The sequence below is a fragment of the Actinomadura sp. KC345 genome, from assembly GCF_004348515.1.
Taxonomy (GTDB): domain Bacteria; phylum Actinomycetota; class Actinomycetes; order Streptosporangiales; family Streptosporangiaceae; genus Spirillospora.
Genome location: NZ_SMKH01000142.1, coordinates 1 through 19,080, shown reverse-complemented (window position 1 = coordinate 19,080; position 19,080 = coordinate 1). Strand labels below are relative to the sequence as shown.

The window sequence follows — 19,080 nt, the reverse complement described above, 5'->3', positions numbered from 1 at the left end:
CGCCCGTCCCGCTCGACGAGGTGCTGCTCGACCGGCTCGCCCTCGCCGCCGCCGCGGTCGTCGAGAGGCACGGCCCGGCACGCACCACCATGGCCGACCCCGCGCTCGTCGAGCTGGTGATCGGCGCCGGCGGCGACGAGGCGGACAGGGCGCGGGCGCTGCGGCTGCTGGGTTTCGACGCCGACCTGCCGGTCCGGGTCGCCGCCGTGCGGTCGGGGCGTCCGCTCGACCAGGTCGCGCGGCTGATCTGCCCCGCCCGCCCGGTGAAGGCGGCACCGCTCGCCGATGTGGGCGCCGTCCTGGCCACCGTGATCCACCCTGCGGGGTTCCCGCCCGGCGTCCGCGCGGGCATCGGCGCCGCCGGCAGCCCCGACCGGTCCTGGCGGCAGGCCCGCGTCTCCCTCCGCTTCACGACCCCGCGCGAACCCGTCGTGCGCTACGCCGATCTTGGAGCGCTGGCGCTGCTCGCCGACGTGCCCCCGGACGCCGCGCGCGACAATCCCGACGTCGCCGCGATCGCCCGCGTCTCCGGCGACCCCCGGGACCTGGAAACCCTGGACGCCTACTGCGCCACCGGCTCCCTGCGCCGTGCCGCCGACCTTCTCCACATGCACCACAGCAGCGTCTCCCGCCGGATCGAGCAGATCGGCAAGGCCCTGGGCATCGAACTGACCGAGCCCACCGGGCTGACAAGGGCCAGGATCGCCCTGGCCGCATGGCGGCTGCTCGACGGCTGAGGCAGGACCGTCCTCGCCGTTCACGGCCGCCGGTGGGCGTGCGGCTTTCCCGGGACGAGCGGGACGGCGTGGCGGGCTTTAGGCTGGCAAGCGTGACCGAGTTGAAGGCCGTGAAGTCCGAGCAGACGCGGTCCCTGATCGTCATGACGGCGTTGCGGCTGTTCAGGGAACGCGGATACGAGGCGACGACGATGCGGGCGATCGCCAAGGAGGCGGGCGTCTCGGTCGGCAATGCCTACTACTACTTCGGCTCCAAGGAAGAGCTGATCCAGGCCTACTACGACGAACTGCAGGACGAGCACGTCGCCGCGTGCCGGGCCGTCCTGGACGTGGAGACCGCGTTCGCGCCGCGGCTGCACGGCGTGCTGAAGGCCCGGGTCGACACGATGGTCCCCTACCACGAGTTCGCCGGGAAGTTCTTCAAGTTCGCCGCCGAGCCGACCAGCCCGCTCAACCCGTTCAGCGCCGAGTCGGGCCCGGCCCGCGAGTCCGCGGTGAAGGTCTACCGCGAGGTCGTGGACGGCTCCGACCTGAAGATCGACAAGGAGTTCCGGGCGGAGCTGCCCGAGCTGCTGTGGATCTATTCGATGGGCATCGTCCTGTACTGGGTGCACGACAGCTCACCAGGCTGCCGCAAGACGTATCTGCTCGTCGAGCGGACAGTCCCGCTGGTCAATCGCATGGTGTCGATGTCGCGCATGCCGGGCTTCAAGTCGGTGACCAGGGAACTGGTCGGCATCATCCGCGAGGTCCGCGCCTGACCCTGGGAGGGCTCAGGGGATGGGCCTGCCGCGAGAGGTAGTTGTGGCTATGAAGGCCGCCAATCCTGTCCTCTCCAGGAAAAGTGAGCAGCGCATTAACATGATCTTGCGGTATGGTGTTAAGTCGTGGCCAAGGTGATCAAGCGGGCGTACAAGTACCGCTTCTACCCGACCCCCGAGCAGGCGAATCTGCTGAATCGCACGTTCGGGTGCGTCCGCCTGGTGTGGAACAGGGCGCTCACCGAACGGACGCGCCGGTACACCGACGAGGGCAAGAACACCTCGTACGTGGACACCGCCAAGTGGCTCACTTCCTGGAAGCAAGATCCCGAGCTGGCGTTCCTGCGCGAGGTGTCCAACGTCCCGCTCCAGCAGTGCCTGCGCGCACAGCAGAACGCCTTCACCAACTTCTTCGACAAGCGGGCCAGGTATCCCCGCTTCAAGTCAAAGCGCAAGTCGCGAAAGTCGGCGAGTTTTCCAGAACAACGCCTTCACCTTCCGCGACGGCGCGTTGAAGCTGGCCAAGATGGCCGATCCGCTGAACATCGTGTGGCACCGGCCACTGCCGGACGGCGCGGAGCCGTCCACGGTGACGGTGTCGCAGGACAGTGCGGACCGTTGGTTCGTGTCCCTGCTGGTCGAGGAGGCCATCGCGCCGTTGCCGGACACGGGGACAGCGGTGGGGATCGATGCGGGGCTGACCCATCTGGTGACACTGTCGTCCGGAGAGAGAGTCGCCAACCCCCGGCACGAACGGGCCGACCGGCGCAGGTTGGCTAAGGCCCAGAAAGACTTGTCCCGCAAGGTGAAGGGGTCGGCGAACCGGGACAAGGCTCGGGCGCGCGTGGCGCGGATCCATGCCCGGATCGCCGACCGTCGCCGCGATCACCTGCACAAGCTGTCCACGAGGCTGGTACGTGAAAACCAAACGTTGGCCATCGAGGACCTGACCGTACGAAACATGTTCGGCAACCACTGCCTGGCGCGGGCGATCAGCGACGCGTCGTGGTCACAGTTGCGGAGCATGCTGGAGTACAAGTCCGGCTGGTACGGGCGGGAACTGCTGCTGGTGGACCGGTGGTTTCCGTCCTCGAAGCTGTGCTCTGCGCCGGGATGCAGCCATATGAACGACGCGATGCCGTTGAACGTGCGGTCGTGGGCGTGCCCGCGATGCGGCACCGTGCACGACCGGGACGTGAACGCGGCAAAGAACATTCTGGCCGCCGGGCTGGCGGACAGGTAAAACGTCTGTGGAGGACTGGTAAGACCATCCCCGGATAACTCCGAGGAGGCACGGCCCGTTGAAGCAGGAAACTCAATCCCGCGAGGGAATGAAGCCCCTCTTTCCAGAAGGGGAGAAAGTCACGTCCCAGTGGTCCTTCTCGCGGGCGAACAGGACGCCGTCCGGTGAGCGGTAGAGCTTGGCGCCGTCCCCGCGGACGCCGGCGGACGGGTGGCGCTTGATCGCGCGGTCGACGCAGCGGCTCAGCGCGATGTCGGCCTTGTAGCCGTTCCAGTGGCTGTGGGGGCCGCTCGCGTGGCCGCGTTCGGTGCCGCCGGTGACGGTGATGTCGCAGCCGCTCGACTTCGCGAAGCGGATCAGGCCCTTGACCGTCCCCCAGCGCATCTTCTCGAACGACGTGCAGTTCGTGACCTTCCGGTTGGAGCAGCCACCGGTCGACTGCCAGCGGATCCCGTTCCCGCGCAGGACGTCCTTGACGAGCCGCTGCTCCAGGCGCCGCGCGTCGGGCAGGCCGGGCGGCAAGCCCTCCGGGAGGACGATGCCGTCGGGTGATGCGAGGCCCTGAGGCGGGGTGTCCTCCGGCATGACCTGCGTCGGCGCACCGGAAGGCATGTTGTGCATCGGGGCCTCTCCGGGCGGGGCGACCTGCGGGGCGATGTCCTCTTCCGGGGTGTGGAGGAAGGGCGGCGGTTCGTGGCCCGTGACGAGGTCCGGCTGCTCGGGCCCCGGACGCGGAGGCGGGGTGGAGCCCAGGCGCATGACCGGCTTGCCTGCGGCCGTCCCGTGGTTCGAGGCGTGCACGGCCGTCAGTACGGCGTCGCGGGCGGCCGGGGTGGGGCGGCGCGGCGCGTCCCGTTCGGCGGCGGATGCGCGGGGACTCGTGACGGCGAGGGTCGTGCCGGCGACGGCCAGGCCGGTCATCAGGGCCGTCAGCCGGAACGCCGGGTGACGGGCCACGGGTTTTCGGTGCCCGACGGCGTACCGGACGCGGGCATGGACGTGCAGGAGCCGTGTCATGTGATCCCCCCAGATCGACGACGGTCGAGCGCCGGGGGGCGAGCCGGATCCTGACCGGCCCGTCGAACCTCTCCATCTTTACCGGCTCCACCAGGCGATGGCCGTGGTGACAGGCCGGAGGAGAAGGGTTCAATGCTCACTAGCGGCCGGTCGGAGCAATGCCCGGCCTTCGATCTTGTAAACCCGGGGACGGGCGGCACGTCCGCCCGTCCCCGGGGCGATCACGACATACCGAGATGCTTGCGGGCAAAGTCTATTTCGGCGGCCATCTGGGTGATCCGCTCCTCGACGACGAGGGAGCCGTGACCGGCGTCGTACCGGTACATCTCGTGCGGGTGACCCAGCTCGCCGAGCCGTGCGAGGTAGTTGTCGATCTGCCGGATGGGGCAGCGCGGGTCGTTCTCCCCGGCGAGGATCAGCACCGGGGCCTTGACCTTCGAGACGTAGGTGATCGGGGACGATTCGCGGTAGCGGTCCGGGACCTCGTCCGGGGAGCCGCCGAACAGCGACCGGTCGAATGCCTGCAGACCCTCCATCTCGTCCTCGTAGGCGGCGACGTAGTCGGCGACGGGAACGGCGGCGACGCCGACGCTCCAGTCGTCCGGCTGCGTGCCGATGCCGAGCAGGGTGAGGAACCCGCCCCACGAGCCGCCGGTCAGCACGAGCCGTTCGGGGTCGGCGAGCCCGCTGGAGACCGCCCAGTCGCGGACGGCCTTGATGTCCTCCAGTTCGGTGAGCCCGACACGTCCCTCGATGGCGTCGCGCCATTCCGAGCCGTATCCGGTGGAACCCCGGTAGTTGACGCGGACGACGGCGAACCCGTGGTCGACCCAGGCGGCGACGGGGGCGACGAAGGAGTCGTCGTCCTGCGCGGTCGGGCCGCCGTGGACGTCGAACACCGTCGGGTAGGGCTGGTCGCCCTTCGGCTTGCTGACCAGCGCGTGGATGCGGCCCCCGGGGCCGTCCACCCACACGTCCTCCACCGGGACGGACGGGGGAGCGGCGGGTCCGGGCGGCGTGAGGACGACCGCCCCCGACGTGGACCTGATCACCGGCGGCTCGGCGGCGGACGACCAGGAGAACTCGACCGTCCCGTCCGGCCGGACGTCGGCGCCGCCGAGCACCCCGCGCGGCGTCTCGATCCTGGTCAGGCTCTTGTCCGCGATGTCGTACCGGTAGAGCTCGTCGCGTGCCTCGTGGGAGTGGGAGATCAGCAGCGACTTCCCGTCCGGGTACCAGTCGCCGCCGATCTCGCCGGGCAGGTCGAGGGTGATCTCCTGCTGGGTGCCGATGACCGGGTCCCAGATCAGCATCTCGTCCCGGCCTCGCCGCTCATGGTTGACGAGGAGGCGCGAATCCCCTTCGACCGGGGCGAAGCCCGCCGCGTAGACGCCCTTGCCCTCGCCGTCCCACAGGTCGGCGACCGTGGCGCCGTCGGGACGCACCACGCGCAGCGCCATGTGCCTGCTGTCGCCGTGCTCGCTGTGCCCGATCGCGATCAGGCTCTCGCCGCGGGACAGCGCGGCGACGTGGGCGTCCTCCGCGTGGTGGTAGAGCACCTCGGGCTCCGCGCCGGCCTGGCACAGGTGGATCGTGTTGCCCTCGTCGGTCGTCCGGCCGACGACGGCGAGCCCGGTGCGGCCCAGGCACAGCCCGGACGGGTAGGCCGGTTCGAGGTCGGGGACGGCGGGTTCGCTCTCCGCCCCCTCCTCCGCGTCGAACGGGACGCGTTTCCAGACGCCGAACTCGTCGCCGTCGGTGTCGGCGAACCACCACACCCATTCACCGGACGGGTCGACGGTGCCGATCCAGGTGCCGTTCGGCCGGTCGGTCACCTGGCGCTGCGCGCCGGTGTCACGGTCCCATGTGTAGAGCTCCCACGTTCCGGTGGCGTTCGATCTGTAAATGCTGTGGCTCGGGGCGTCTCTCGCCCATCGGGGCAGGCTCATCCGGGCTGCCCGGAATCGCGCCTTCCAGCGTTCCTCATCGACCATCTGCCCGATATTACGGCGGATCAGACGTCCGGCGGCACCATGACGACCAGCTGACACCAAACGATCACAGGTTCGGGGGTTCGCGCAGCTCAGGGGGTGGCGAGGCGGCCGAGCAACTGGTCGATCGCGGCGCGGACCTGGCGGTCCATGGCGCGGGCGAAGCCCGCCTCGACGGTGACCTGCGCTCCCGGGCGCAGCCGCGCGAGGGTGTCCTTGAGTTCACCGAGGTCCTGGTCGTCGATGCGCCCGACGACGTGGGTCGCGATCAGCCGGATGAACATCGCGGCAAGGTCGTCCATGCTGTGCTGGAGCTCCTGCCCCGCCGACAGGACCTCTTCCAGAGGCACCCCGGCCTGGACGAGCGTCACCGTCGCGTCCAGCTGGCGGCGGCTCCAGTGGGTGACACGGTCGCCGTCCACCTCGATGTGGCCCGCGGCGATGGCCCTCTCCACGGACTCCGGGTCGACCTGGCCGGGGAACAACGCCATGAGCTCGTCCAGCGACATCGTCACCGGGACCTCCTGCGACCACGGCGTCGTGACGGCCTTCTCGACGCCGAGGACGGTGCCGATGTCGCGGCCCTGCTCCCACGCAGACAGCAGCTCGCGGATGCCTTCCAGGGTGTGGCCGCGTTCGAGCAGGTTCCCGATCATGCGGAGGCGGGCCAGGTGGTCCTCGGAGTAGAGGCCGACGCGCCCTTCGCGGCGCGGCGGCGGGAGGAGCTTGCGCTCCTGGTAGTAGCGCAGCGTCCGCACCGGGACGCCGGCGGCGTTCGCGAGCTCGCCGATGCGGTACTCGCGGTCGTCGGCCGGCGGGCCGTCCTGATCCTCCGTCGGCTCATCGCTCACGGGCGCCAGCATAGTTCGCGGCCGGACCCGGTCACGCCCCGTCCCGGTCGCCGGCGGAACGCGTTCCGTGATCGCGCACGTCAGAGACACGTCATCGTCTTGGTCACAGCTGCGGAGAGGCTCCACATGCCTGCGAAACGTCCCGTCGCCCTCACCCTCACCGTCCTGGTCGCCGCGTTCGGGCTGACCGCGTGCGGCGGTGGGAACCGGTGGTGCGAGCACGACGCGACCGACCGGAAGGTCAGCGACCGGTACTGCGAGAACGACACGCCGGGGTACGAGTGGGAGTCCGGCGGCAAGTCCAAGAAGAAGACGAAGAAGTCGCGCCACTGACCCCGCGCGTCCGCTCTCGGCAGGGGACGTGCGGGGTGTCCGGGCGCGACGGCTAGGTGACGCGCCGGACGGGCATGGTCTTGCGTTGTCGGCGCCGGCGCCTTTCGCTCCCGGCCTGGGACGCCTCGGTGGCGAGCAGGTCGCGGAGCGAGCGCGGGACGATGTCCTCGCGCCGGTCGGTGAACGGTGAACGCATGGGCTTCCTCCCTTGTCACGGGCCGACCGGTCAGGCGGCGGTGGTGAGTTCGCGCCGGTAGGCCTCGGACACGGTGGTCAGAGCCCAGCGCATGCGCGCGAGGTAGTTCTCCGGGTGGTCGCCCGCCTCCTGGGCGACGACGGCGACACAGGCGAGGCGGTCACCGCCGCAGGCGCCGAACCGGTCCTCTATGGCCGTGCGCACCTGGTCGGCGGTGGGACGGTCCGATTCCTGCAGCCCGCAGCAGAACAGGATCTCGGCCAGCTCGGAGACGGTCAGCGAGGTGGGGGGCGGCGTGTTCGACATCATTGCCTTCTTCCTGCGGAGGGACCTCGTTCCCTGCTGCTGAATACGACTCTGCCCGCCGTACGAATTAATCGCCATAGAGGAAAACCCCTAGCGGGGGTGTACTCATCCCCCGGAGGACCCGTAGTGCGGGCTCCCGTACAGGGGGCGAATTCAGCGGAACGGAACGGGCCGTTCTGGAGACAGATCGCCAGGGCAGTGTTCTGACCTCGGGTTCTTCAATTGATCTCGGTGGTGGCCATCGCCCCGGGGGGAACCCTGAGTGCGGGTCGGGGGCCCGGCTCACGGGCCCGGTGTCCGGGCCCGGGGGTGAACCCGGCCGTGCGAATCCGTCCGGCGATCGCGATCGGCCGTCAGCCTTCCAGGCTAGCTCCGTTCCGCAAATCCGCCCTGGCGCCGCAGCGCCGCTCGTCCCTCGCTCCAGGGCACGCAGGCACGGTCGTCCTGCTGAGCACGGAAGGCGCGACCGCCGACCCGGCGTGACGCGCGGGAGGGCCTCGGCCGGTGGCGCGCCCAGGACATAGGGGAATAGGGGCGCGAATTTCGCCTACGCGCCGGTAACATGCCCTCCATCGCGCCCCTGCGCCGACGATATGGGAGACGTCCCATGAAGCCCACCGAGTTGGAGCGGTTTCTCACCGACCGCCTGGACGAGATCACCGCCGAGGTCGTCGGCGAGATCGCCACCCGCGTCCCCGCCTACACCCACCTGCGGGCCGGTGCCGTGCTGGACCTCGTCCGGGCAGCCGTGGCCGGCTACCTCGGCGCCCGCGACAGGGCCGCCGTGCTCGACTCGTTCCGCGATCTCGGGGCCAGCGAGGCCCGCGCCGGCCACGAGATCCACCACTTCGAGCGCGCGGTGCGCACCGGCGCCCGCGTCGTCGTCCGCCGGACGGCCAGCGCGGCCGCCCGGATCTACCCGCCCACGACCGAGTACGTCACGGTCATGGAGACCGCGTTCACCGCCGAGGGCGAGATCGTGGAGGCGGCGGTCGACGGCCACTGCCGCGCCATGCGGCCCGACATGGACCGCCGCCTACGCACCCTTCTCACCGAGAACTAGCGCGCCCCGTCAGTGCTTGTGGACGGCCCTTTCGTTCGGGACGCAGTGGGTCATCTTCAGGCCGTCGACGTTCCGCGGGCCGTTCTTGCCGAGGTTCCCGAGCCGCCGCCTGTCATCGTCGGACAGGTCCTGGCCCGGCAGCGGGTCGAGGTGCCCGACGTCGTCCGGGCCGATGCCGAGTCCCTCGCCGACGCGCAGCCCGAGGTCGTCCTCGGCCATCAGGAGGTGCCAGACCATCCGCTCCTGCACGGGACGCGCGCACTGCGAGATCAGCGTGACGAAGTTGTGCACGAGGTCGTCGCGCTCCCAGTCCTCCATCAGAAGGTAGCGCTGCCCCGCCTGCACGTAGTCGTTCGGGCGCGCGATGCGCATGCGCGTGAGCCGGCCCCGGATCTCCGGGCCCTGCTCGTCGTGCGTCGGGTATTCGCCTTCCCGCAGGCCGCCCGTGATGGACGGCTCGTAGTTGACGTGCGGGTTGGCGCCGCCCGAGTCGACGTAGTACGCCATCTCTCCGTCGTGCTGGTTCGTCCGCACCTGCGTGCCCTTGGCCTGGTTGACGGGCAGCTGCAGGTAGTTCGGCCCCACCCGGTGGCGCTGGGTGTCGCTGTAGGAGAACGTCCGGCCGACGAGCATCTTGTCGTCGGAGAAGTCGAGGCCGTCCACCAGGACGCCCGTGCCGAACGAGATCTGCTCGTTCTCGGCGAAGTTGTTGTCGACGTTCCTGTCCAGGACGATCCGGCCCACCGGCCTCGGCGGGAAGTCGTTCTCCGGCCATACCTTCGTGTCGTCGAGCGGGTCGAAGTCGAGTTCCGGATGCTCGTGGTCGTCCATCATCTGGACGACGAGTTCCCATTCCGGGAAGTCGCCGCGGTCGATGGCGTCGTGCAGGTCCTTGCTGGCATGCCCGAGGTCGCCCGCCTGCACCGCCGCCGCGTCCTCCTCGGTCATGCTCCGGACGCCCTGCTTGGGCATCCAGTGGTACTTGACGAGCTTCGTGTCGCCCGCGCTGTTGACCCACTTGTAGGTGTTCACGCCGAAGCCCTGCATATGCCGGTAGTCGGCCGGGATTCCGCGCGGGCTGAAGAGGTTGACGAGCATGTGCATCGACTCGGGGGTCTGCGACATGAAGTCGAAGATCCGCGCCGGTTCCTGGCGGAACGTCACCGGGTCCGGCTTGAGGGCGTGGATGACGTCCGGGAACTTGATGGCGTCGCGGATGAAGAAGACCGCGAGGTTGTTCCCGACGAGGTCCCAGTTGCCGTCCTCGGTGTAGAACTTGATGGCGAAACCGCGCGGGTCGCGGGCCGTCTCGGCCGAGTCGCGCCCGCCGATGACCGTGGAGAAACGCAGCGCGATCGGCGTGCGCTTCCCCGCCTCCTGGAAGAGCTTCGCGCGGGTGTACGGCCCGATCGGCTCGTCGCCCCATCTCCCGTACGCCTCGAAGAACCCGTACGCCGTCACCCCCCGCGCGTGGACGACGCGCTCCGGGATGCGCTCACGGTCGAAATGGCTGATCTTCTCGAGGAACTGGTAGTTCTCCAGCGTCGCCGGGCCCCGGGAGCCGACCGTGCGCTGGTTCTGGTTGTCGTAGACCGGGTGGCCCTGCCGGTTCGTCAGCACCGGACGCTCGTCCCCCGGCTGCGGCCCCCTGCTCGAAACGTCCGTCACGACAGACACTCCTCTCGCTGGTTCAGAGCGGCCCCTACCCGAGAGAGGAGCAAGCCAACGTCCCCGCCGGAATGCGCCGTCGGCCCAGGCGCCGGAACACCAGAGACGGCGGCGGAAGCCGCTCACCGGCGCACTGCCGCGCGACGCGGTCCGCGGCATCGGGCAGGGACGGCTCCAGCGCGCCGGCGACGGTCAGGGACGCTCGTGGGCGGCCTGGCCGAACCTTGCCAGTTTTTGTTGGCAAGATGACAAGACCTCGACGCTCCGCGGCTTGACAATCGGGCGCATGAGGAAACTGAGCATGGCAGTGGGGTCCCTGGCCCTGACCGGTGCGCTGACCCTGACCGCGGTCCCCGCGCAGGCCGCGCCGGCACCCGAGAGCGACCGTCGGATTCCCGAGAGCGTCATCCAGCAACTCCCGGCCCCACTCCAGGAGGCGGTGGAGGAGAACATCGGTGACATCGGGTGGGACGACAGCGGCCCCTACATCGTCTGGGGCAACATGCACTGCCGCATCCACCTCTTCCTCCCATGGGAATGGGCGTGGGCCTGGGGAACGGGCCCCTGCTGGTTCTAGCTGGTCGCCCACCCCCGCAGGGCGTTATCAGCCAAGCGCGGTGGTGAGGTCGTCCAGGTAGCTGGACACCGGACCGAAGGTGACGAGCCCGCTGCCCGCCCCTGCCAGCTCTTCCGCGGCGGGGGCGAGTTCGCCGCGAACGCGTTCCATCGTCCGGCGGTCGTCCACCGCGATGGCCGCCCTGGCCGCGAGGCACCACATGGCCTCAAGCAGCAGGTCGCGCGGCGGATCCGGCACCCTCCGCAGCGCCGCGGCGGCCTGCTCGCGGCGACCCCGCGCCAGCAGGACCAGCGGACGGGCCCAAGGCTCGTACGGCCCCCAATCGGTGTGCTCGTCCGTCTGAGCGGGCCGACCGTCCCGGATGCGCAGCGAAAGACGCGCCAGGGCAGGCAACCCGGCCTCGAAACCGGGCATGCCGGAACCGTCCAGGCGCGCGATGGCGTCCCGGTAGGCGGCCTCCACCTCCGCCGTCGCCGTGCGCTCGGACGCGGCGAGCCGCAGGGCCCGGTACCAGGCGGTGAACACGCCCACCAGCGGACGTTCATGGCGTTCGGCCAGGCCGTCCACCGCCGCCGCGTGCTCGTCGGCTCCCGCGAAATCGGCGAGCGCGCCGCGCGCCTGGAGCCGGACGAGATGCCCGAGCACCTCGTAATTCGCCAGATCATGCCGGATGGAAAGCTCCACCAGCTCGGCGCCGATCCCGTCCCGCCGCCGGGCCAGTCCCGCCCGCTCGAACGCCTGCATGAACGCGCCGTTCAGCACGAACGCCAGCAGTGCGGGATCGTCCAGGCCGCGGGCGATCCGCTCCGCCTCCCGAGCCGCCGCACGCCCGCGGTCGCCGCGGGCGCCGCGCGACTCCAGGGCGACCGTGCCCAGCAGCCGCGCCCGCGTCGCCTCCTGCTCCCCGGCCGGGAACGCGGTCAGGGTGCGCTCGGCCGCCGCCACCACCTCGGCCGCCTGCCGCGGGTCGTCCGACCGGGTCCAGACCGCCGGGACGTCGTACGCGCCGATCACCCGCGCGGTCAGCCGGGCGTCCCCCAGCTCCTCGGCGGCCGCGATGGCCGCCATCCGCTGCTCCCGCGCCGCCACCAGGCCGCCGCCGCCGGTCACCGCGAGGTTGCGCAGGATCCCGACCGTCGACTCCAGCCGGGCCCGCGCACCGGACGCGACGGTGCGGTCATAGGCCTCGGCCGCCTGCGCCCACACCCGCGAGGCCGCGTCCTCCTCAGGGAGGTCCTGTCGGAGGATGCTCTCCTCTAGGCGGCGCAACGCCGGGCCTGGGTCGATCCCCAGTTGCTCTACCAGCAACGTCCGTGCCCGGCGAAGAACCGCCAGCGCGTCCCCTTGGCGGCCGGCGCGGTAGAGCGCCAGGGCCAGCAGCCGCCACGCGTCCTCACGCCAGGGATGCTCGGTGACGTGCGCGTCGAGGTCCGGTACCGCGTCGGCGGCGAGGCCCAGCTCCAGCTTCGCCTCGGCCCGGCGCTCCACGGCGTGCAGCCGCAACTCGGTCAGCCGCGAACGCTCCGCACGCGCCCAACCCTCGTCGGTGAACTCGGCGTAGGCGGGGCCGCGCCACCACCCCAACGCCTCGTCCAGGCCCTTGAGCGCCTCCTCGGCCGGACGCGCCGCGCCACCCACCACCCGCTCGAAACGCCAGGCGTCCACATCGCCCGCCGCGGCCCGCAGCGCATAGCCGGGCCCCTCGGTGACCAGCAGCCGGGACGGCGCCCGTGGCGGACGCTCAGGCTCCAGCGCCCGGCGCAACGCCGCCACGAACGTCCTGACCGCGCCCACCGCGTCCGGCGGCGGAGCCGGCCACAGGTCGTCGACCAGCCGCGTCACCGGGACGACCCGGCCGCGCGCGATGATCAGCCGGGCCAGCACGGCACGATGCTTGGGCCCCTTCAAAGGGACCGCGTCGCCGGAGCCGTCCCAGGCCGTCACCGGTCCCAGCACCCCGAAGACGACGTCCACGCAGGCCACGCTATAGCGCGCTCATCGGATGCTCATTCACGCCCGGCAGCCTTGTCGGCATGCTGAACATCACCGGATTCGACTACAAGCGCGTCCCCGTGGCAGAGGGCGTCTCCCTCAACACGGCCATCGCGGGCACCGGAACACCGATCGTCCTTCTGCACGGCTTCCCGCAGACCCACCTGATGTGGCGCCATGTCGCCGCCGACCTTGCGTCCGACCACACCGTCATCGTCCCCGACCTCCGCGGGTACGGCTCCAGCGACAAGCCTGCCGAGGACTACTCCAAGCGCACGATGGCCGCCGACATCGTCACCCTGGCCCGCGCCCTAGGCCATGACCGCTTCGCCCTGGCGGGCCATGACCGTGGAGCCCTCGTCGCCTTCCGCGCCGGCCTTGACCACCCTGACACGATCACCCACCTCGCCTGCCTCGACATCCTGCCGACCCTGGAGATGTGGGACGCGATGCACGGTGTCACCGCCGCCGTCGGCTTCCACCTCTACCTGATGGCCCAGCCGCCCGGCGTCCCCGAACAACTGATCGCCGGCGCCCCTGACGCCTTCTTCGGCCATTTCCTCGACCTCTGGGGGAATGACCCGTCCGCCATCCCGGCCGACATCCGCGCCGCCTACCTGGAGGCGTCCCGCAACGCGATTCCCTCGATCGTCGCCGACTACCGCGCCTCCGCCGGAATCGACATCGAACACGACCAAGCCGACCGCGACGCGGGCAACCGCCTGGAGATGCCGGTCACCGTCCTCCAACAGGACTGGGGCGCCGCCCTCGGCTACGACGCCGTCGCCCTATGGCGGGCCTGGGCCACCGACCTGGACCACGCCACCGTCCCCTATGGCCACTTCATGGCCGAAGAGGCCCCGGCCGAGGTGGCCGAGTCCCTCAGAACTCTCCTGACCCGCTGACACGCGGTTCAGCACGACGTCGACGAGGCCGACCTCACGTCGGCCCCGTCGACGGCTGACCGAAGTAGCGTTCAAGACCCTTCGCCAGGGAGTCGGCCATGCGCTGCCGGAACGACGTGCTGGACATCTTCTCCGCGTCACCGGGGTTCTGCATGTTGCCGCACTCGATGAACACCTTCGGGACCGTCGCGAGATTCAATCCGCCGAGGTCGTCGCGCTGATCCAGACCGTTCTCCCCTATGTAGGTGGAGTACGGGATGCCCGTCCCGGAACGGTAGGCATCGCGGATGTCCCTGCCCAGCCGCAGGGAATCGTCGACGATCTCCCTGTTGCCTTCCACCGGCAGCGGCGCGATGACATGGAACCCGTGCCCGAATTCCGCGGCACCGTCACCGTGAATCGAGAGGGCGGCGTCGGCGCCCACCCGCTTGCCGAACGCCGCCCGCTCCGTGATGCACGGCCCCACACCGGTGTCGTTCTCCCGCGTCAGCGTGACCTCGGCGCCCCGGTCCCGCAGCACCTTGGCCAGCCGGTTGGACAGATCCCAGGTAAAGGCGTGCTCGCCGAAACCGTCCGCCGTGTTGGTCCCGCTCGTATCGCACGCCTTACGCCCGTTCCCGACGTCCACCTGCTTGTTGATCTCGTCCGGATGCGACGCGTTACCCCCGTTGTGGCCGGGATCGAGCACGATCACCTTGCCCGCCACCGAGGACTCCTCCGAAGCCGTCGGGGACGGGTCGTCACCCCCGCCGCCGTCTCCTCCAGACCCGCAACCGGCCAGCACGCCGAGGCACAGCACCGAACCCGCGATCGCCCGACCGCGCCGAAATCCCCCCACCAGACCCGCCTCCCCGCTGACGGTCACGTCCCCGAATGAGTCTGCACCGCGATCAAGCCGATCAAACGGCTTCAGGCACGACGCTCGAACGAAGCACGGGAAACCCGCTTCACGGACGACCTCAGACGGATTCATCGACCAGGTGCGCGTTCCACACCGCCGCCGCCCGCTCGTGGGAATCGACACCGGCGAAGAACGCATCGGCCAACGCGGCGTAGTCGGGCTCATCGACGCCCGCGACCTCGACGAACTTGGGCCGGTAGACGCCGAACCCCTGCGACGTCGTCCCCGGCCGGTAGGGAACGGCCATCTTCACCGATCGCTGCTCGGGGCCGTAGTCGGCGGCGTCCACGATCAACGCGTCGATCCGTCCCGTGTCGAGATGGAGATACGCGTCGACGACGAGCACCGCACGAACCCAGCCGTCCCGTCCCGCCCTGAAGGACTCCTGGCCGATCGCGACCGCGTCGTCGCCCACAAGCCGCTCCATGCTCTGTTTGCCGTCAGCCTGTACATGGCCCAGGAACGGAATCAACGCCTCCCCGTCGGAGACACTCCATACGCCGTGCGCAGCATAAAACCCGGCCATCCGAGCGATCTCGTCCATGGCCCACCACCGTACAGACCGCGGCATCACCGAAGCCTCTGCTCCAAGGCGGCCTCGTAAGCGCGCAGGGCGGCGACGACCGTGGCGCGTTCGGCGGGGGCGAGGCCGCGCATGACGTGCTCCCACGCGGAGGCGTTGCCGGAGAGCCATTCGGCGATCGGCCCGGTATAGGCGGGAGCGATGGCGACGACGCGCCGGCGCCGGTCGGCGGGATCCACGGTCCGCTCCAGGACGCCGAGCCGCGACAGATCGCCGACCATGAGGCTGACGGTCGTCGGTGCCACCTCCAGCCGGGCGGCGAGCTCGTTGACGCTGGTGGGCCCGTCGTACTCCAGGTGGGCCATCAGCGCGAGATGGCGCGGCGCGAGATCCATGCTCCGGAGCGCCGAGGGGACGGGCAGGCGCTTGGCGCGCCCGACCAGCCGCGGCATGAGCAGCAGCAAGTCGCGGACGGCCTCGTCGACGGCCGGACCGTCCGACTCTGTGGACACGGGCGTCCTCCTCATATACCTTTGCAGTCAAAGCCTTTGGAGTTAAAGGGAACGAGGTCCACTGTGCCGCACCTGACCGTCCACGTCCCAGAGAACAGACTGCCGGGCGCCGAACCCGAGCTGATCACCGCCCTCACCGAGGCGATCGTCACCGTCTACGGCGAATGGGCCCGCGACCTGGTCGGCATCCGCCTGGCCGCCGTGCCCGCGGGCCGCTTCGCCCAAGGCGGCAAGCCCGTGGACACGACCGCCTCGGTGGTCCTGGGCGTCCGCGCCGGCCTCTTCGACCGCCCCGACGCCACCGACCTCACCACACGCCTCGGCGCCGGCCTCACCGACGCGATCACCGGCGTCCTGGGCGAGGACCTCCGCCCCGGCACCACGGTCGAACTCGTGCCGTCCCCACCGGAACGAACCTTCGTAGGCGGCACCCCCGCCGCCTGACCGCTAGCTGCGCTGCGGTTCGTCGAGCTGGGAATCGGTCCAGGCGGTGACGGTGAAGGCGTCCCCAACCGCGAGCTTGCCGGGACGCAGGACCGAGAACTTGGCGCCGAACGCCACACCCCCGGCGGCGGCCCGCCGATAGGCGGCCAGCGTATGGAGCGGCTCCGGCCCGGCCTTGCCACCGCGCCGCTGGTCGACCAGCGTCACGGCGCACCGGATCGCGAGCTTGGCGTACGCGAGTTCGGCATTGCCGACGACGATGCGGTCCGCCCGGTCCTCCAGGTGGGGCTCGTCCCAGCCGTCGATGACGATATTCGGGCGGAACCGCGACATCGGGATCGGCGGCCCGTGCCGGCGGCGGTTCAGTTCGTCCAAGGAGGCCCGCGAGATGGCGTGCACGGGACTGCTGTCGGCATAGCCGGAGGTTCCGGGCGTCCGGCCGCCGACGACCCTGACGTGTTCCGGCGGCACCCGCACCAGCCTGCTCGCCGTACCGAGCACCGACGACAGCCACTCGGCGGCGGATTCGCCCTGATCGATGCCCTCATGGCTTCTGCCGAACAGCTCCACGGCCCGGCGGGGAGAGTCCAGATCGACGGCGACGTCCAAATCCTGGAACCCGGGCGCGCGGAGGGTGAGCCGCGCTCCTCCGGCGTCCACGCGGGGACGGATCAGCGCCAGCCGGGGATCTCGGCGCTGACTGCGGAACTTCCCGTGGGTGTCGACCACCATGAAACCGCGGTCATGGACCAGGCCCGCGCGGGCCAGCACCGACTCACTCAACGCCACACCGGCACAGCCCTTGATCGGATACGTGATCAGCTCGCTGATCACCCCCGTCATCTCGCACAGTCGCCCCACATCGCGACGCTACGAGGGACTCCGCACGCGCCGCCAGAGACGACGGCGGTACCTGACACCGATTGGTCAGCTTCGACTCGGCCCAGCGTGCCGCCTGGCATCAGCCCTTGCGAGCGACCCCGCCGGAGCAGGAAACCGGAGGGACGTCCTCCTGGCCGGGGTCGGGGCGCCACTGGGTGACCGGGACGACGCCGGGCCCCACCAGCTCCAGCCCCTCGAAATAGCCGGCGATCTGCTCGGGGCTGCGGGGGTTGTAGGGGACGGCGCCACTACCGGCGTTGTAGGCGCGGATCGCCTCGGCGTAAGCGGGATCGGCGTCGGTGCCGTCGTAGACGGCGAGGTAGCTCCCGGACGGCAGCGCCGCCATCAGCCTCCGCGCGATCGACCGGGCCTCGTCGTAGTCGCCGACCAGGCCGAGGACGCCCATGAGCATGAGCGCGACCGGCTGGTCATAGTCGAGGGTACGGGCGGCCTCGGCCAAGATGGCGCCGGGATCGCGGACGTCGGCTTCGATGTAGTCGGTGGCACCCTCCGGTGTGCTGGTCAGCAACGCTCGGGCCTGTGTCAGGACCAGCGGATCGTTGTCGACATAGACGATCCTGGACTCCGGGGCGGCGCGCTGAGCGACCTCGTGGGTGTTGTCGGCGGTGGGCAGCCCGGTACCGATGTCGAGGAACTGCCGGACACCCGCCTCGCCCGCCAGGTACCGCACCACCCGCCGCAGCATGAGCCGCGACTGCCGGACCATGCCGACCATCCCCGGAAAGACCGCGAAGACCTGCTCCCCGGCCTGCCGGTCCACCGGATAGTTGTCCGTCCCGCCCAGCAGGAAGTTCCAGATCCGCGCCGAGTGCGGCACGCTGGTATCGATCTTGCGCTCTGAACCCATACCCCATGCCTTCCCCGGCACGGTTCCTACCCGACCAGCGACGAATTCTCCTGCCTTGCCGGGCCGGATGGCGTGCTACTTGAACAGGTACCGAGGCCCCGCGTTCATCGTGAAGTGACCGTCCGCGTACAGCACCGGCGACTTCTCTGTACCCGGTCGGCTGTACTCCTCGACCGGCCGCACGACGTACCCCTGCGGGGGCGTGAGATCCACGAGCGCGACCGTGACCCAGTACCGGTTCGGGTGGCTCTCCGTCAGGTTCACGCGAGTCCTGTTGCCCTCGGTATCAGTGACGACCACGTGCGCGTCGAAGCTCCTCAGCGACCCGGCACCGTTCCCGAACGCCTGATAGACGCCGAACAGCACGTACTGGACCTGGTCCAGGGACCCGACACGGATGGTCTCCACACCGGGTTCACGCGAGTCCCCGCCGTGCTCGAGGTAGGGCGGCTGGTGAAGCGATCCGAGGTGTTTGTGGTAGACCACCTCGGCCAGCGCGTCGGACTTCCCGAGCATGCCCTTCAGCCCGCCCTTGCGCCCTCTGGTGCCGGCGCCGACCACCCAGCCGAACAGGTCCAGGTCGGCGCGTCCCGTCCCGACCCCGGACTGCCACCGCAGCTCCGCGGTGATGAGACCGGTCGCCTTCTTGTCGAGCCGCACACCAACGCCTTCTCTGGCGGCCTTCTTGTCCAGACTCACACCGACCCGCTTCTCGAAACTGACAGCCATCCGATTCCTCCCAGTCGATTCGACGCCTCTACCGATGATCAGCAGACACAACCGCCCGCGCTCTCGAAGCGCTCCCAACGGACAACGAGCGCGAACACGAATTCATCACGGCCCGCGCCTCCGTTTAGCGGCCATCGCCTTCCGCCGTCGACGACGCCCGGCGACCCGCAGACCTGCTTGACGTCACCTTCATCAACTCCCGCACCCCCCGCGACGGACACAATCCCGTGCCCACCGCCGAACCGGTACGACTTGTGCACCACCGGTCCCACCGGCACGGACGTCGTTGCACGTGGTGAAGGCGCAACGGAGGCCTAACTCGATCTGGTTCTCGCCGTCGATGATCCCGGCGGCTGCCTCGCCAAGGCCGCGATCATTCCTCCCCGACATGCCCGCGGAAGCCTCAACCACGTCCCGGCGAACGCCGAGGCCACGCTGGATGACCAACCGGGCCCGCTAACCTCCCGCTTTCATGGCGGGTTGATTCCGACTGGCCGTTGACATGAGAAAAGTGCTCCTGAACTGGGAGGATAGGGCTTGCTGAAGGTCCTGTCCGCACCAAGTTCTGGAGCACTTTCCAA

General features: G+C 70.0%; 20 protein-coding genes and 1 pseudogene. 8 read left to right on the top strand and 13 right to left on the bottom strand.

All coding sequences use genetic code 11. The annotated features are described in order from the left end of the window. The 3 genes and pseudogenes from E1281_RS22705 to E1281_RS22695 all read left to right on the top strand — a co-directional run. The coding region (locus tag E1281_RS22705; protein WP_131881358.1) for a helix-turn-helix domain-containing protein at window positions 1-737 on the top strand (737 nt) is incomplete at its 5' end. A 92-nt stretch (window positions 738-829) separates the two neighbouring features. Further along, entirely contained in the window at window positions 830-1,498 is a 669-nt protein-coding gene (locus E1281_RS22700; protein ID WP_131881357.1) for a TetR family transcriptional regulator, read from the top strand. 126 nt (window positions 1,499-1,624) lie between these two features. Further along, window positions 1,625-2,741 (top strand): annotated as a pseudogene (locus E1281_RS22695) (RNA-guided endonuclease TnpB family protein). A gap of 72 nt (window positions 2,742-2,813) precedes the next feature. On the opposite strand, the gene E1281_RS41360 reads toward E1281_RS22695, so the two are convergent. The 3 genes from E1281_RS41360 to E1281_RS22680 all read right to left on the bottom strand — a co-directional run bounded on the left by E1281_RS41360 (window position 2,814) and on the right by E1281_RS22680 (window position 6,600). Further along, window positions 2,814-3,758: a hypothetical protein gene (locus tag E1281_RS41360; RefSeq protein ID WP_207943430.1), complete on the bottom strand. Its 945-nt coding sequence runs from the start codon at window positions 3,756-3,758 to the stop codon at window positions 2,814-2,816. A 221-nt stretch (window positions 3,759-3,979) separates the two neighbouring features. Continuing rightward, window positions 3,980-5,752 (bottom strand): prolyl oligopeptidase family serine peptidase, encoded by a 1,773-nt coding sequence (locus E1281_RS22685; RefSeq protein ID WP_131881355.1) that lies wholly within the window; start codon window positions 5,750-5,752, stop codon window positions 3,980-3,982. 89 nt (window positions 5,753-5,841) lie between these two features. Then, entirely contained in the window at window positions 5,842-6,600 is a 759-nt protein-coding gene (locus tag E1281_RS22680) for a MerR family transcriptional regulator (protein ID WP_243717254.1), read from the bottom strand. Between the two features lie 126 nt (window positions 6,601-6,726). Between E1281_RS22680 and E1281_RS22675 the strand changes: the two genes are divergently transcribed. Beyond that, on the top strand, window positions 6,727-6,933 hold the full coding sequence (locus E1281_RS22675; protein ID WP_131881351.1) for a hypothetical protein: 207 nt from the start codon (window positions 6,727-6,729) through the stop codon (window positions 6,931-6,933). A gap of 52 nt (window positions 6,934-6,985) precedes the next feature. Here the strand turns inward: E1281_RS22675 and E1281_RS40415 are convergent, their stop codons facing one another. After that, a complete protein-coding gene (locus E1281_RS40415) occupies window positions 6,986-7,129 on the bottom strand; it encodes a hypothetical protein (RefSeq protein ID WP_165959055.1) in 144 nt (47 codons plus the stop codon). A 30-nt stretch (window positions 7,130-7,159) separates the two neighbouring features. Continuing rightward, window positions 7,160-7,438, bottom strand: a complete 279-nt coding sequence (locus E1281_RS22670; RefSeq protein ID WP_207943429.1) for a hypothetical protein — start codon at window positions 7,436-7,438, stop codon at window positions 7,160-7,162. A 604-nt stretch (window positions 7,439-8,042) separates the two neighbouring features. Here E1281_RS22670 and E1281_RS22665 point away from each other — a divergent pair. Beyond that, on the top strand, window positions 8,043-8,498 hold the full coding sequence (locus tag E1281_RS22665) for a hypothetical protein (RefSeq protein WP_131881350.1): 456 nt from the start codon (window positions 8,043-8,045) through the stop codon (window positions 8,496-8,498). Window positions 8,499-8,507: 9 nt separating this feature from the next. Here the strand turns inward: E1281_RS22665 and E1281_RS22660 are convergent, their stop codons facing one another. Continuing rightward, window positions 8,508-10,166, bottom strand: a complete 1,659-nt coding sequence (locus E1281_RS22660; RefSeq protein ID WP_131881348.1) for a catalase — start codon at window positions 10,164-10,166, stop codon at window positions 8,508-8,510. A 301-nt stretch (window positions 10,167-10,467) separates the two neighbouring features. On the opposite strand from E1281_RS22660, the gene E1281_RS22655 reads away from it, so the two are divergent. Further along, the gene (locus E1281_RS22655; RefSeq protein WP_131881346.1) at window positions 10,468-10,743 is read left to right on the top strand and encodes a hypothetical protein; all 276 of its coding nucleotides are present in this window, start codon (window positions 10,468-10,470) and stop codon (window positions 10,741-10,743) included. A 27-nt stretch (window positions 10,744-10,770) separates the two neighbouring features. On the opposite strand, the gene E1281_RS22650 is transcribed toward E1281_RS22655, so the two are convergent. Then, window positions 10,771-12,717, bottom strand: a complete 1,947-nt coding sequence (locus E1281_RS22650; protein WP_131881345.1) for a BTAD domain-containing putative transcriptional regulator — start codon at window positions 12,715-12,717, stop codon at window positions 10,771-10,773. A 59-nt stretch (window positions 12,718-12,776) separates the two neighbouring features. On the opposite strand from E1281_RS22650, the gene E1281_RS22645 reads away from it, so the two are divergent. Continuing rightward, on the top strand, window positions 12,777-13,640 hold the full coding sequence (locus tag E1281_RS22645; RefSeq protein WP_207943428.1) for an alpha/beta hydrolase: 864 nt from the start codon (window positions 12,777-12,779) through the stop codon (window positions 13,638-13,640). Window positions 13,641-13,674: 34 nt separating this feature from the next. On the opposite strand, the gene E1281_RS22640 is transcribed toward E1281_RS22645, so the two are convergent. From E1281_RS22640 to E1281_RS22630, 3 genes are read right to left on the bottom strand one after another with little or no spacing between them, the layout of a single operon-like run. Further along, the gene (locus E1281_RS22640) at window positions 13,675-14,613 is read right to left on the bottom strand and encodes an N-acetylmuramoyl-L-alanine amidase (protein ID WP_131881343.1); all 939 of its coding nucleotides are present in this window, start codon (window positions 14,611-14,613) and stop codon (window positions 13,675-13,677) included. After that, window positions 14,600-15,085, bottom strand: coding sequence for a hypothetical protein (locus E1281_RS22635; protein ID WP_131881341.1), 486 nt, complete (start codon window positions 15,083-15,085; stop codon window positions 14,600-14,602). Before E1281_RS22635 ends, E1281_RS22640 begins: the two co-directional genes overlap by 14 nt. A 26-nt stretch (window positions 15,086-15,111) precedes the next feature. Next, window positions 15,112-15,576 (bottom strand): helix-turn-helix domain-containing protein, encoded by a 465-nt coding sequence (locus E1281_RS22630; RefSeq protein ID WP_131881339.1) that lies wholly within the window; start codon window positions 15,574-15,576, stop codon window positions 15,112-15,114. A gap of 63 nt (window positions 15,577-15,639) precedes the next feature. On the opposite strand from E1281_RS22630, the gene E1281_RS22625 reads away from it, so the two are divergent. Beyond that, the gene (locus E1281_RS22625; protein WP_131881337.1) at window positions 15,640-16,020 is read left to right on the top strand and encodes a hypothetical protein; all 381 of its coding nucleotides are present in this window, start codon (window positions 15,640-15,642) and stop codon (window positions 16,018-16,020) included. Between the two features lie 3 nt (window positions 16,021-16,023). Here the strand turns inward: E1281_RS22625 and E1281_RS22620 are convergent, their stop codons facing one another. From E1281_RS22620 to E1281_RS22610, 3 genes are all read right to left on the bottom strand, one after another. Then, on the bottom strand, window positions 16,024-16,881 hold the full coding sequence (locus tag E1281_RS22620; protein ID WP_243717253.1) for an MOSC N-terminal beta barrel domain-containing protein: 858 nt from the start codon (window positions 16,879-16,881) through the stop codon (window positions 16,024-16,026). A gap of 100 nt (window positions 16,882-16,981) precedes the next feature. After that, window positions 16,982-17,770 carry an SAM-dependent methyltransferase gene (locus E1281_RS22615; RefSeq protein WP_131881335.1) on the bottom strand — a complete coding sequence of 263 codons (789 nt, stop codon included), beginning with the start codon at window positions 17,768-17,770 and terminating at the stop codon, window positions 16,982-16,984. 75 nt (window positions 17,771-17,845) lie between these two features. Then, entirely contained in the window at window positions 17,846-18,499 is a 654-nt protein-coding gene (locus tag E1281_RS22610) for a TerD family protein (protein ID WP_131881333.1), read from the bottom strand. Window positions 18,500-19,080: the final 581 nt, after the last annotated feature.

Bases quoted from the DNA above. Each gene is read 5' to 3' on its own strand.
- E1281_RS41360 (WP_207943430.1), bottom strand. From the start codon at position 3,758: ATGACACGGCTCCTGCACGTCCATGCCCGCGTCCGGTACGCCGTCGGG.
- E1281_RS22685 (WP_131881355.1), bottom strand. From the start codon at position 5,752: ATGGTCGATGAGGAACGCTGGAAGGCGCGATTCCGGGCAGCCCGGATG.
- E1281_RS22675 (WP_131881351.1), top strand. From the start codon at position 6,727: ATGCCTGCGAAACGTCCCGTCGCCCTCACCCTCACCGTCCTGGTCGCC.
- E1281_RS40415 (WP_165959055.1), bottom strand. From the start codon at position 7,129: ATGCGTTCACCGTTCACCGACCGGCGCGAGGACATCGTCCCGCGCTCG.
- E1281_RS22670 (WP_207943429.1), bottom strand. From the start codon at position 7,438: ATGATGTCGAACACGCCGCCCCCCACCTCGCTGACCGTCTCCGAGCTG.
- E1281_RS22665 (WP_131881350.1), top strand. From the start codon at position 8,043: ATGAAGCCCACCGAGTTGGAGCGGTTTCTCACCGACCGCCTGGACGAG.
- E1281_RS22655 (WP_131881346.1), top strand. From the start codon at position 10,468: ATGGCAGTGGGGTCCCTGGCCCTGACCGGTGCGCTGACCCTGACCGCG.
- E1281_RS22645 (WP_207943428.1), top strand. From the start codon at position 12,777: ATGCTGAACATCACCGGATTCGACTACAAGCGCGTCCCCGTGGCAGAG.
- E1281_RS22640 (WP_131881343.1), bottom strand. From the start codon at position 14,613: ATGAATCCGTCTGAGGTCGTCCGTGAAGCGGGTTTCCCGTGCTTCGTT.
- E1281_RS22635 (WP_131881341.1), bottom strand. From the start codon at position 15,085: ATGGACGAGATCGCTCGGATGGCCGGGTTTTATGCTGCGCACGGCGTA.
- E1281_RS22615 (WP_131881335.1), bottom strand. From the start codon at position 17,770: ATGGGTTCAGAGCGCAAGATCGATACCAGCGTGCCGCACTCGGCGCGG.
- E1281_RS22610 (WP_131881333.1), bottom strand. From the start codon at position 18,499: ATGGCTGTCAGTTTCGAGAAGCGGGTCGGTGTGAGTCTGGACAAGAAG.